At 30.5% G+C, this 14357-nt stretch carries 11 protein-coding genes; 3 read left to right on the top strand and 8 right to left on the bottom strand.

The genetic code is table 11. From position 1 onward, the window contains the following. Nucleotides 1-79: 79 nt before the first annotated feature. From ACREV6_RS08955 to ACREV6_RS08925, 7 genes are all read right to left on the bottom strand, one after another. Nucleotides 80-712 (bottom strand): response regulator, encoded by a 633-nt coding sequence (locus ACREV6_RS08955; RefSeq protein WP_431577668.1) that lies wholly within the window; start codon nt 710-712, stop codon nt 80-82. A gap of 106 nt (nt 713-818) precedes the next feature. Further along, on the bottom strand, nt 819-1946 hold the full coding sequence (locus ACREV6_RS08950; protein ID WP_431577667.1) for a sensor histidine kinase: 1128 nt from the start codon (nt 1944-1946) through the stop codon (nt 819-821). 56 nt (nt 1947-2002) lie between these two features. Beyond that, nucleotides 2003-2617, bottom strand: coding sequence for a site-2 protease family protein (locus ACREV6_RS08945; RefSeq protein ID WP_431577781.1), 615 nt, complete (start codon nt 2615-2617; stop codon nt 2003-2005). 464 nt (nt 2618-3081) lie between these two features. Next, a complete protein-coding gene (locus ACREV6_RS08940) occupies nt 3082-6702 on the bottom strand; it encodes a 5'-nucleotidase C-terminal domain-containing protein (protein ID WP_431577666.1) in 3621 nt (1206 codons plus the stop codon). A gap of 246 nt (nt 6703-6948) precedes the next feature. Continuing rightward, a complete protein-coding gene (locus tag ACREV6_RS08935; protein WP_431577665.1) occupies nt 6949-7995 on the bottom strand; it encodes a hypothetical protein in 1047 nt (348 codons plus the stop codon). 49 nt (nt 7996-8044) lie between these two features. Then, a complete protein-coding gene (locus ACREV6_RS08930; protein ID WP_431577664.1) occupies nt 8045-9085 on the bottom strand; it encodes a phosphodiester glycosidase family protein in 1041 nt (346 codons plus the stop codon). A 164-nt stretch (nt 9086-9249) separates the two neighbouring features. Further along, a complete protein-coding gene (locus tag ACREV6_RS08925) occupies nt 9250-10626 on the bottom strand; it encodes a PhoH family protein (protein WP_431577663.1) in 1377 nt (458 codons plus the stop codon). Between the two features lie 186 nt (nt 10627-10812). On the opposite strand from ACREV6_RS08925, the gene perR reads away from it, so the two are divergent. Next, on the top strand, nt 10813-11223 hold the full coding sequence (gene perR / locus ACREV6_RS08920; RefSeq protein WP_431577662.1) for a transcriptional regulator PerR: 411 nt from the start codon (nt 10813-10815) through the stop codon (nt 11221-11223). Between the two features lie 56 nt (nt 11224-11279). Here perR and ACREV6_RS08915 read toward each other — a convergent pair whose 3' ends face one another. Next, complete coding sequence (locus ACREV6_RS08915) at nt 11280-12524, bottom strand: ABC transporter substrate-binding protein (protein WP_431577661.1); 1245 nt, start codon at nt 12522-12524, stop codon at nt 11280-11282. 102 nt (nt 12525-12626) lie between these two features. On the opposite strand from ACREV6_RS08915, the gene ACREV6_RS08910 reads away from it, so the two are divergent. Both ACREV6_RS08910 and ACREV6_RS08905 read left to right on the top strand, forming a co-directional pair. Further along, complete coding sequence (locus tag ACREV6_RS08910; RefSeq protein WP_431577660.1) at nt 12627-13586, top strand: VCBS repeat-containing protein; 960 nt, start codon at nt 12627-12629, stop codon at nt 13584-13586. 268 nt (nt 13587-13854) lie between these two features. Beyond that, on the top strand, nt 13855-14232 hold the full coding sequence (locus tag ACREV6_RS08905; protein ID WP_431577659.1) for a bactofilin family protein: 378 nt from the start codon (nt 13855-13857) through the stop codon (nt 14230-14232). Nucleotides 14233-14357: the final 125 nt, after the last annotated feature.

The following is a 14357-nucleotide window of genomic DNA, read 5'->3' as shown; positions in this document are numbered from 1 at the left end:
CTATATGACTAAAGTCACATAAGACACATGAGAATAAATAGACTAAGCTGCTAGTCCATTTATTCTCATGTGCCTTATCCTATATTTCGCCTTTTAAATAATATATTGCAATTTGAGTTCTATGTTTCAAAGCAGTTTTATTCAAAATAGAAGTGATATAGTTCTTAACTGTCCCCTCTGATATATAGAGTTTACCAGAGATTTCTTTATTAGAAAGACCTTCTGCAATGGCTTTTATTATATCTATTTCTCTTTCGGTAAAAACATCTTCCTTTGGAGCTTTATCAAGCCTTGTCATTTTGAATCCTTGTGTAAATTTATCTAGTACAACATCTTGCATAACAATATTCCCACCAAAAACAGTCTTAATAGCATCTTTTATTTTATCCGGGGAATTATTTTTCAAAAGATACCCTCTTGCTCCATTTTTTAAAGCCTCGAATATATACTCATCCTCATCAAATGTAGTTAAAATCAAGGTTTTAGTTGTAGTCTTTATAGTTATTTCACTTACTGCTTGTACTCCATTCATAACTGGCATTCTAACATCTAATAATGCTACATCTACGGTTTGTGCAATACACATTTCTAAGGCTTCCAATCCATTTGAGGCGCAACCAACCACTTCAAATTCGCTATCCAAACCAAGTATAATTTTCAAGCCTTCTCTTATAAGTATATCATCATCAGCTATCAAAACCTTAATTGCCATACTCCTAACCCCTTATTTATTTTTTATTCCTTCTTCCTAATTAATAAATGTGCATTAGTTGTTAACTGTCCCCCACTTTTTCACTCTTCTAAATGTGCATTAGTTGTTAACTGTCCCCCACTTTTTTCACTTGGTCTAATGGAATAATTGAGATAACTGAAAAACCTTGGGCTCCGTCGACAATAACCTGTCCGCCTTCATTTCCTATCCGTTCTTCCATGCCAATAATACCTAGGCCCTTAATAACATTACTGCAGCCTATTCCATCGTCCTTAACTTCTAATTTTATGATTTTATTGTGAATTTCAATATTTACATTAACCTTGGAAGCTTTGGAGTATTTTATTGTGTTAGTTAAAGCTTCATTAATATTGTCGTATATTAGTCTCCACTGCCTTGTAGTTATTTTTTTTATGTTTCCATTATAAAGAAAATTAGACATTATACCACTATTAAAACTAAATTCCTCGATTAATAGTTTAAGTTTGTTTATGCCTAATTGTTCTGAGGGTGGTTTAATGTTTTTTAAAGTAATTCTTATATTGTCCAGGCCTTCACGTAGTACATTAATGGTGCTTTGAATCATTGTTTTTGATTTAGGTATATCAATGTCAAGCAAAAGCTTAGCTGCTTCTAGTTGCATAATACCTCCGGACAACGTATGTCCAATTTTATCATGTATTTCCTGGGCTATTTTATTTCTTTCTTCAAGCTTCGACATATATTTAAATTGTTTTTGGAACTGCACATCTTTATTTAGTCTATCAAATAGTATAGTATTCTTATTATTTAAGCTTTCATTTTCTTCTGTAAGCCTTTGAATTTTATTAAAGCTACTATTCACTAACATATATACTAAATAACCTAATGTGGCCACTAATATATATTCTTGTAAAATATCATGTTTTATAAAATGTACACTAATGATAATAGCTAATGCATTTGTCCACTTATGCTGGTTACTCTTACCTATTAACATATAAATATTAATAGGTAAGAGTAATATTATTAATTTATAAACATAAGCATATTGGAACAATATTAGTATTAAAGTCACTATCAATATAATACTCTTGAGTTTAGCTTTACTAAATATATAATAACAAGTCTTAAGGCATATATAGGATAAAATCATGAATATAGCAAAAGTGGAATTTTCCATTCCACTTTGTACGTAATTGCTTATACAATAAATCAAAATAGAAAATTCATAAAGAATAATCCATCTTTCCATTTAAATCATCACCTTCTGAATATCATTAAATCATCCTCTTCGAAGAAGAAATGTAGTTAAATCATCCATACAATATTTGTGAAAAAATTAAATAACGATGATCCTGGTACATGCACAAGATAATAAAAAACTGATTGCCCACCAAATAGTGGCAACATTAATAAAATAAATATTGGGAATTGATACCTAGTAATTGAATCTGATAAATCATAAAAAAACTTAGGAAATAAATCCCTAACTATATGAAATCCATCAAAACCTGGTATTGGTACTAAATTAAGAAAAAACAAAACACAATTCAAGGACCCTGTAATTGCTAGTATAGTATAAATTATTTTACCTAGTTCACCATGAATTGGTGAAAACTTTGCAAATAATACAGTGAAAATTGCAAATACAATACCTAGAATCAAATTAGCAATTGGGCCCGCCACAGAAACTTTCAAGTCATCCCTATAATAATTTTTATAGGCACTGGGATTTGTCTCAACGGGTTTTGCCCATCCAAATCCTACTAGTAAAATCAAAATAAATCCCATTGGGTCTATATGCGCAATTGGATTCAGTGTAATTCTTCCTTGGAATCTTGGAGTTTTATCTCCTAACCTATCTGCTGTGATAGCGTGCGCATACTCATGAAAAGTAAATGCTAATAAAATTGCTGGTATCATTAAAATTTTATATAATATTTCCTCTTTACTCAAATTTATACCTCCTAATATTCCTACAGGTTAGATATCAACTGCTAATTGTTACTTACAATGTAGGGCATCTTTAACTTTTATTTTTTTAGATGTCTAATATATCTATTATAGCAAAGTTTATTGTTATTTTGAATGCATTATTTTAAAACAAAAGAATATATTTCTTAAGTTGTATTTCTTATGCTTAATTTATATTTTTATGTAAGGCATCTTTTTTAAAGAAACTAGTGAGTATGCTAGTATGTTCTATTTAAAATGCCACCAAAAAAGACCTTATCTTTAACAGATAAAGTCTTTTTTAATTCAAATACTAAAGTATTTCTACAATTGTGCTGTTTCTTCTTCATCCACTGCTAAAGATAGTATTAAAATACCGTATAGACAATATATTACTATACTGTCTACACGGTATTTTATTGTAAGATTCTTTTTTAAGCCGCAGTTACCAGCTTAGCCGATGTTGCTTTTGTGTAAGCTTTGTAAATATAACCTACTTTGCCATTGTAAGTAATTTTATACCAACTAGCAGTTTCTGAAGTAACCTGAACTACTGTGCCATATTTAACTACTCCAAGTTTCTTTGAAGATGATGAACCTGCTACTCTGAAATTCAATCCATTTTTAGCTGTAGTCATAACATATTTTACCTTAACAGGTAATACTGGTAGTGTTACTACTGGTTTTGTTACTACCGGTTTTGTTACTACTGGTTTTGTTACTACTGGTTTTGTTACTACTGGTTTTGTTACTACTGGTTTTGTTACTACCGGTTTTGTTACTGCTGGTGCAGTACCTGAAACAAGATTATTATTGTTTTTAACTGATATAGCCTTAACTTGTTTTAATTCAGTTACTAACGCCTCTCTTATTGGAATCATTGTATCTAGTTTATTTGTTGCACCTGTAAAGTCAAATTTATCTCCGCCTGTAGCCATAAAATCATTAGTTACAACTGTATAAGTTTTGTCCATTTCAACTGGAGTTCCATTTTCTAAGACCATAGCTGTAATTCTATTACCAAACTCAGCTTTTTCATTATAGTAAACTTTAACTCCGCCTACTTGAACCCAACCAATCTCTTTATTGCCTATTCCATTTTCAATCACTCTCTTTAAATCTGAACCCTTAAGCTCCATTTTAAATAAGGTATTATCAAATGGCATAACTTCATACATATTTCCCATTGTAATGTTTCCAGCAGCTACTGGAACTCTTAGTCCACCACCATTGGTTATACCAATTTGTGTTCCAGCTACTTTTCTCATAACATCAGTTGTCCATTGTCCAAGTAATGATGTTCCAGCCACATTTCTATCATGAGGCAATTCTTTATCTGTTTTTCCTATAACTTCACTAAGTATAGGTTGTAAATCTTTAGTATATTTATCAGCTATTGCTTTTACAGTAGCATCTTCTACTAAAGTAGTTGGTCTCTTATATAAATCATCTACTGAAGGTACTATTCCTACTATTTTACCACTAACATCCATTTTAATTGTTAATCTTCCTAAAGTTCTTCCTGCATTATATGCCTGAATTACAGGAATCCCATTAACCATTCCACTTACAGTTTGGTGAGTATGAGCTGAAATAACTGCATCTATATTTGGAATTCCACAAAGCTGTGTGGCTTCTCCAGTAATTTTACCACCCTTATCTTGGAAAGCTCCTAGATGAGTTAATGCAATAACTACATCTGCGCCCTTATCTTTTGCAACTTTAGCCCATTCTTTAGCTGAAGCAGCGGGCTCCTTAAATTCTAAATTTTTAACATTTTCTGGTTTAGTTTTAAATTCTGTTTCTGGTGTTGCAATTCCCACAAGGCCTATTTTTACTCCACCCTTTTCAACTATCATATAAGGCTCAGCCCATGTTACTGGCTTACCAGTTGTTTTATCATAGATATTTGAAGCGAGGAATTTGTATCCACCCTCTTTTGCCCACTTAGCTATTTTATCAGTACCCCAATCAAATTCATGATTTCCTACAGCTGAGGCAACTACTCCAACTGATTTCATCATTTCATTTACTGGTTCTCCATAAGTTAAGTTAGACATTGCACTTCCTTGATAGCTGTCTCCACCTGATACTACTATAGTATTAGGATTTGTATTTTTTATTCTATTTATTTCTCCTGCAAATTTAGCTATGCCTGAATTTTTGTCTGTTGCTGATGACTGTACAACAGCACCATGGAAGTCATTAAATGTAAGAACATTAATTTCTTTTTCTCCTGTAACTTTTACAAGTTCACTATAATTTATAGATGATACGTTTGGTGTTCTTCCATCTTCAGATTTTGGTAAAGATAATTTACCATCATTAATAGCTTTTACAGCGTTAGCTCTAGCTTGTAGATCCCAATTATTTCCGATTATTTTCCAATTATTATCTACCTCCGGAGTTATAACTCCCTTCTTTTCTTCAACAATATATTTTCTTATTAAATCTCTTATACGTCCATCGTCTCCTAGAGTTTTAAATGAGTCATATAATGTTTCTACACCTTCACCCTTAAATAATCCTGATGTTTCATTAAGAAGTGTTGTACTGGCTCTGTAATTATTAACTGCTAATTTAATGACATCTGTATCTTTTATTTGTGTTCCATCCGTTCTAGTTAAATTAACAATTCTTTTCCCTTTTTCCTTTGATACATCAACATCATATTTTACTCCTGAGAACATATCATAATTATATCCTCTTACATTTTGATCAAAGGAAACTGTTAAATCTCCTGGTTTAAAAGTATTGTAATAGCTTGCTGACCATTCCATATATCTCTTTAACTGCTCTCCATTTACCTTAAGAGTTATTAAAGTATTATCAAATTTATATATATCAGCTGTACCAGCTTTATTTATTTTACCTTGTTTAATATTTGCATCATTTTTAAATGCTGCTGCTGAAGATACGTCAGCCCCACCATAGAACATTTGAACTTTGTTAATTAAGTCTATCATTGCTGTATCTTGCACTTGCGCTGCTGGTATCCCTTTAATCACATCGGCTGGAACTAAATCTCCGCCTTTAAGTTCTCCAATAACAATTTTAGCCTCTGCAATAGCTCTATCGCTATAAGGTTGTAATTTAGATGAAAGATCTGCATCTGCTACCGCTGCTTTTCCACCTTTAGGAGTTACATAAACTAAATCTGATTTAGCATCTACTACAGAATACTTACCATCAGCTTTTTTAGTAAGTTTAACATCAATTTTTGATAATTGAGCTGCTCCTTTATTAGGTTCAGTAATAATAACATTTCCTTCTTTAACTTGAGTTATAGTTGAGTGAGCATGTCCAGCTACAATAGCAGTTAATTCTGGGCAAGCTTTAGCTACTTCTCTAGCACTATCGCCATTTCCATACTCTGCATTTTCGCCTGCATGTAGAGTTACTATCATAACATCAACTTTGCCTTTAAGTTCATCAACAACTTTTCTAGTTTCTTCAACTGGGTTTTTCACTGTATATCCTACTAAATTAGGTCCGTCCCATTTTGTTATATGTGGACTTACCATACCAATAATAGCAATTTTAACTCCATCTTTTTCTATTATTTTATAAGGCTTGCCTAAAGACTTGCCATCTTTATCAAAAACATTACCACAAAGAACTGTTCCAGTGAATTTAGATGAAATTTTTTGTAATGTAGGTATTCCATAGTTAAATTCATGGTTTCCAAGTGACCAAGTATCATATTTCATTTCATTCATTGCAAGTACCATTGGATGTATTTCGTCATTGTTAAATAACGATGATGAATTATCTTGAATAGTATCACCATTATCTACCAAAATAGTATTTGGATTTGCTTTTCTTAATTCTTTAACAATTGTCTGAAGTTGAGCCATACTTCCTGATGTGTCTGCTGCATTAACAGCGTAGTCATAAGGCATAAATCTACCGTGCATATCACTAGTTGCCAGTATTTGTAAATTCATTTCCTTGCTTTCTGCTCCAAAAACATTAACTGGTTGAACTAAAGTAAACACCATCATTAATGTTAATACCCATGCTGTCAATTTCTTGCCCCTAAAATTATTAAACAAATTAACCCCTCCATTCTTTAAATACTAATTTCATCCTATAATTTTTATATTAATCTATATTATGCATTAACATGAAAATTTTAGGACAAGTCAGTAAACATATTATAATACTAAAAAAACTTTTTGTAAACGATTAATATTTTTTTTATAATATTTTAATTCACTATAATTTGTAAGTAACCAAAAAAAACCATGCCAAAGGCATAGTTTAAAATTATTATTAACTATTTATATGAAGATACCTACCTATTTAAAAGGAACAAAGGATATTTTAGTACCCACTAAAGATACAACACCTTCAGTATATATTTGTAAAAACTTTCCTTCATAACTAGTTTCTGTTCCAGAATTAATTTCTTTTACTACACCTTTTAACGTATCATTTTGATACACCTTACCATCAGTGGAAACGAATAAAGCATTTCTTTCACAAGGTGTTTGTAACTCAATAGATTTCCAGTCTGTAGTTTTATCTGCTGTTTTACCGTAATAAATTTTGCTTACTAATTTATCCTTTAATTCTCCAAGATACACATTATCATTATTATCAATACCAACTATTGTAAGCTTGTCCACACCTTCAACAGTTATAGGTTCTTCACGACCTATAGCATATATTTTATTATAAACTGATCCTTCGTACACCAGATTATCTTCATGACGTGCTAATACGATATTACTCACATAACTAGGTATTGTATCAACTTTTGTTACCTTTTCTTCAGTAACTGCACCCACCATTCTTTTAAACCTATATATATTGCTTCTCTCACCTTCACTTGCAACATTTACGTATAAAAATCCTGTTAAAATTGAGAATTGAATATCTTTTACTTCGGATTTTGCATTAGCCCAGGCTAAATCTTTAATCTTTACTTTTTCACCTTTTGATAAATCATAAGAATATAATACTAATTTACCAGACTCATCATCACTGTTTTTCTCTACTAAATACATTCTATTTCTATCTGGAAGCCACTTATAAAAACAAATTTTGCTTCCTTCTTTTGTCTCTATTTTTTTAACTTTTCCATCCTTACAATCAACAATTTTTAATTGCTCGTCTTCATAATAAGATAAATATTCAGCATCATAGGAGGCCAATATCTTTTCTGCGCTCTCTGGTACCGTAATATCGATTTTTTTTGTTTTTTCACTTTTATCTTCAACAATTTTTTTTGATTCCACTTTTGAATCAGTAGCTAAAAAATAATGATCTATATAAAAGAGGACTAAACATTGTAAAGATAAAGATACTATAATCCAAATACTTATTCTTTTCTTCCATTTCATAATGCTTTCTCCTTTAATTTAAAATGTAATACGCTAAGTTTTAACCCTATTATCTACTCTCAACATAAACAATTGAAGGTATAGATCTTTCTCCATAACTGTCACTAGGATTACTTATAACTTCATTTTTGTAAAACATTGTAGCAGAAGAACCTCCATCTAAGTTACTAGCATGATAAGCTTCATACTTATACAAAACGTCTTGAACATCTTTTAAAGTAGCCCCTAAACTACCTATTTGTCTACCGTCAATAACTAATAATATTATTGCGCCATCTAGCCTTTGTGCAATAGCTGTTCTAGGTGCAGGGCCCTGACCCCCATCATTCCCCTCATTAACTATAGTTTTCTTTCCATTAACTATAAGTGCCGGTCCAAAAGATACGGCTTCTGTTACCCCCCGTTCTTTCATTTCTTTAATGCTATGTTTTCCAACTAACAGGTCTCCAGCTTTAGTTATTGCAACAACATCTGTTTCCTTATTTTCATTTTTTATATCATTAAAAACATCTTTTCCATCAGTCCTTATAATTCCCACGGGCTTTGCTCCCGTTCCTGCCCATTCTGCTCCAGCCGCTTCATCTACGAAGGCGCCACCATTAACCGCCGCAATTGCATTATTGGTTTTAGCAATTTCACTAGTGCGCTCGCCTTCCTTAAGTTGCCCAGGTTTGTTAAGCAGTTTACTACTGTAACCTACTCTTATCCTAGTTGGATCCTTAATTATTAACACATATCCTTTGTATTTGCTATTCTTTACTTCATATCTTTCAATACTATTATCATTTTTACTTTCTACCTTTACACCACCATTTACGCCACCTGGTTTTTCTTGAGCTATAACAGCTACTGTTTGGCCCTTCAAAATTTCATTTATTTTCGCATCAGATAAAAACGCTTTTGCTAGCCACTGTACTGTGAGCGTACTCATTGCTGCACCCACTACTGCAGTCTTCGCCTTTTTAAATGGACCATAATAAAGCATATATGGGCCTGTAATGGTTGTGAAAACAAGTTCAAATACTATAAATAATATAACTAGCTTGCTTGTACTTATTTTTTTCTTCTTACATTTTTTTGTTTTTCTCATGCTTCCCATCCTTTTTCTTATTAGGTACTATCTTATTGTACAATAAAACTTTATATTTTAAAACAAATTTTTAATGTAATTTTTGTAAACTTAATTGATAATTTGATAATTTCATACAAAAAGAGAGTATAAATCCATATACTCTCTTCTAGAAATCAACATATTTATAGTTTTTTTGAGCCTTCATATGCTAGGGGCGATCTCTCACATTCATCATATTTTAAAGTCACCTGATAACACAAATCACTGCCCTTCATTTTTTCAGCGGCATAACACAACCCATTTGATCTTGAATCAAGAAAAGGATGATCTATTTGTTCAGGGTCACCTATAAGAATTAGTTTAGTACCCTCACCAACTCTAGTTATAATTGTTTTGACTTGTTTTGGTGACAAATTTTGTGCTTCATCAATAATCACCCAATTTTTAACTATGGACCTCCCCCTAAGGTAAGCAACAGCTTCAGTAGTTATAATTCTCCTATCAAATAAGTCTTTTATCTTATCTGTTAATTCCTTTTCATTTTTATAGCGTTCTTTTTCATCTGTATCCACAAGTATCTCTAAATTATCAAATATGGGCCTCATAAAGGGCGATATTTTTTCTTGCTCTGTACCAGGCAAAAAACCTATTTCCTCATCCATGGTAACATTCGGTCTACAGACTAAAATTCTTCTGTAATGCTCGCTATTCTCATTTAATATTTTTTGAAGTCCTACTGCCAGGGAAAATAGCGTTTTAGCTGTTCCCGCAGGTCCTTTAACAATTACTAAGGGTGCTTTTATTGCATCCAGACTTAGCGCTTCTAGCATAAATCTCTGCCCAACATTTCTTGGTATAACTCCTAAGGGTTTACTTTCCTTACTGTAAAGTGGCACTACATTTTTGCCATCATATCTACCCAATGCAGTTTGTTTAGGATTTTCCATAGAATGAATTATTAAAAATTGATTTGTATATAAAATTGGTGTTATATACTCTTGTAAATTCTCATCATAATTAAGTAAAGCAGCAACTTCCAAACTTTTTTTGCTATAAAACTCCTTAAGTTTTTCTGAAGATACCAATACTTCTGCTCTTCCTGTATATTGATTGTCATATTCTGGCACAAATTTTTCATAAAAATCTTCTACATTAATATCTACAGCATCTGCCTTGATTCGCTGAAATATATCTTTGGTTATTAACCAAACATCTTCCCCTTGCTCTTTAAGTCCTTTACATACCTGTATTATTCTATTATCAGCCTTTTCTTTGCTCCAAGAAGTAGGAATTTTGATATCATAGTGATTCATTTCTACCCTAAGTCTTCCCCCATTTGCCAGCTCAACACCCTCATTTAGTTTTCCCTCAAGCCTTAGTTTATCAATTAGTCTAGCTGCATATCTAGCATTAGCCCCTAAATCACTTTTATCTTTTTTAAAACTATCTAATTCCTCGAGTACCACTTCAGGTATTATTACATCATTATCTCCAAAAGATAATATAGCACTGGGCGCGTATAGAATAACATTGGTATCTAATACATAGGTTTTTTTCAAAATATCAGCCCTCCTCTCTATATTACTAATATATGTTTCTTATTCTATAAATGAATTAAAAATTCAATATAAAATTTAATTTTCATCAGTATTAGTAGTATTATTTGTATAATTTGCTTTGACAAGTAATAGTTTTTATTATATAATAAGTTTTATAACGATTAATTACATTATAGGATGGTGTATATGGATAACATTACGACAATTTTTAGAGAGAAAAAGTTAAAACTAACACCTCAGCGTATTGCAGTTTATAAATATTTAAAGTCCACAAAAGAGCATCCTTCAGCAGAAGTGATCTACAAAGCCTTACAACCAACCTATCCTACTATGAGTTTGGCTACAATTTACAAAGCATTAAAAACGCTTGTTGGAGTTGAATTGATAATAGAGCTTAATGTAGGTGAAGGTAACTTTAGATATGATGGCAACATGGCTTCCCACCCTCATGTACAATGCATAAGTTGTGGTAGAGTTGATGACATAGAAGGCATATGTTTTTCAAATCTAAATGAAGATGTAAAACAATATACTACTTACGAAGTTTTAGCAAATAAAATATATTTTTATGGATTATGTGAAAATTGCAAAAAATGATTTATTAAGTAAAAAAAAGAAGTATAAAAATATACTTCTTTTTTTTATTTAATAAATCATTTGTATGATTCTTTTAACAATTCTTCCCATTCTTTAGAGTTATACCCACCAGCTAAAATCCTTGTCAAAGCTATCGATACATTCTTTTTAATCTTATCAGGTAAATTATATAATATAAAAATACTATTATCATTAGCCTTATACATATGTTGAACCATTATTTTTCCGATACCTGATACTTTATTATTTGCAATTTTATTTCCACTTATAATTCCTTTTTGCACAATTCTTGCTTGAACCTCATCACTATATATATATTTAATAAAAGCGTTAGCATTATCCCCATTTTTTGCATTTAGAGGAATACCTACTAGAGAATTAATTATAATAGGCATATTAGAACCATAATTTGAGTTATTATCATAATCTCCTATTATACCAATATTTGTTCCATTAAGTTTAGAATTGTAATAGGAAATACATGCTAGAAGCGCCGCATCACCATTATTAAAATTAATAATACTTTGTTCATTCCCAAGTTCAAAAGACCCTTTAGCAATTCCACTACTTTTTGTTAGTGAATTAAATTGATTAAATATCTCTTGCATGGCTTTAATTTTTTTATATGATTCTATACCACTGTCATAACTTTCTTCAAGATCATGCATATTTACCACTTTGTTAGCTATTAATGAAAACAACAATCCATTAGTATCCATATCCTCAGTTAACACTATTGGAGTTTTTATTCCCTTACCATTAATTTGCTTCAAAACATTTAACCATTGTTCTAGGTTTTTAGGATTAGTTATTTTTAATTTTTCCAAATTAGCTTTATTATATAATAGCTCAATAGAATATGGTACCACCCCTATGCCATAGTATTTATCCCCTACTCTACCATAGGAACCTACGATATCATAATATTTTTCACTTATACCCAATTTTTCATAAACACTTTTCATATCACTAAGTACTCCCTTTTTGCTAAGCTCAATAAGAGTATTCCTATTAGTGAAAAGCAGGTCAATTTCAGTACCAAGATTAATACTCTCCATGATATCACTTTTATCACCTAATACATCATTTAGTTTTATTTCGGTATCTGGATTTGTTTTTTTAAAATCCTCAATTAAAAATTTAATTACACTAGAAGAATATTTATCAGTTGTATCTAGGAATATATTTATTTTTTTTTGCTTTTCACTTTTATCAGATTTACAGGCTGAAAGTGTAAATATCATAATTAAAATTATAATAAAACTTAATAGATTTTTTAGTGTTTTAAATGGTTTTTTCATAAGTTCACCTCTTAATAATAATAAATATGAATTTTTTATTTTTTTTTATATAAATTAATTAAATGTATAATTGTTACATATAATTTAAAGGGGGTGGAATATATGAAATTGCAGATATTTTTTTTAAAGAAGAAATTTATTTACTATACTTTAGCATTTGTTGTTTTTTCAACAACACTTATCTTATTCTTATTAATCAGAAACAAGTCATTAAGTACATTTAATATTATTACTGAAAACAAAATGATGCAGGCTGATTTAACAGGAGATGGCACTAAGGATATTCTCTACATAAAAACAGAAACAGATAAATATCATATTCAAATAAATTCACAGGATAAAAGTTATTACCTGGAACCTTCTAAAAAAATTAACACTGTGGGAAATTATTATACGGAGTGGCCAATGCGACTTACTTTAATGGACATATCTAGAAATAACACACCGGAAATATTTACCCAAGCCTCTGTAAAGGGTACATCGTCCATAAATAATAAAGCTGTTCAGCATATATTTCTTTGGAATATTGATAAATTTGATGATATATTTTGCAGCACCAATAATATTTTAGGTTTTGTAGATAGTAAAAATAATAAATCACCTAAAGTTTTATCTGGAACTATTAAAGATGGTAAAATGACTTTTATGAGTTATATTTTTGTTAAAAATTGTTTAAAATCTTTTGACTATAACTATGATGATAATTATATGGGTAAAAACACCATAACAAGTTTCATAAATCTTATGGCAAGCTCTCCACTATCAGAATTAGATATATCAAAAGAACTTTTCTCACCTAATTTAAATGGTAATGATATATCACTATTAAGCAATTTATGGAGCAAAAAAATATATTTTCAATTCCAAGATGCTGTTTTTAAAGATTATAACTGGGACAAAGAAGGCAATGCCAGTGAAATTCTTTGGACTATAAACTTTAAAGGAACTACTGCCAAGGATTTAAAAGACACAAAAAACTATACCATAGAACTAATTCTTAAACCTATACCTAATGTGGATAGTGTTTCTACATTGAAGATTAGTTCTATAAGTATTAAGTAATAGCATACATTTTTAATTAGATAGTTAATATATAGAATATTAATATAATTACGGATTAAAAAGGGACCGTATTATCGGTCCCAAGGGGGATGGGGGGGTTCCGCATAAAATAATTAATTTTATGCTAATGGAGATTTAACTCCGATTACATTTATAATATTAACCTTTTTGCATAGTTTTATTCATTATAAATGATATTTTAAATTTTTTTTAAGAAGTTATTACTATTTAGAAATATAAATTAATTTAACATTGGAGGAGTGTTCATATGTTTAATAATAAGGAGAAAGACGTAAATAGAATTGAAACTTTAATTGGAGACCAATGCTTTATAATTGGTTCTTTAAATGTTAATGGATTAATAAAAATAGACGGTTCCATTGATGGAGACATATTTTGTGAAGATGATGTAATACTCGGCGAATCCGGGCATATAAAAGGTAATACGATATGTAATAATGCCTCTATAAACGGAACTCTTAATGGAAATATCTGTTGTAAAAGCACATTGTCCATCGAAAGTTGTGGCAAGGTCAAAGGAGATATTTCGGTAAAAAAATTGATGATATCTGAAGGCGGAATTCTTGATGGTAAATGCACTATGGTAAGTTATGAAGATCCTAATAGTGATAGTGATAATTTATAAGACAAACACAAAAATAACAGGTCAAACATGCACGCATATTTGACCTGTTATTTTTGTAATGATTGACATAAAAAATATTATCATTGCAATACACCTGAATATAAGCCTTAATTATAAAAATTCTA

This window comes from Clostridium sp. (genome assembly GCF_050717515.1).
Taxonomy (GTDB): Bacteria; Bacillota; Clostridia; order Clostridiales; family Clostridiaceae; genus Clostridium_AD.
This window is presented reverse-complemented; position numbering and strand designations above follow the sequence as displayed.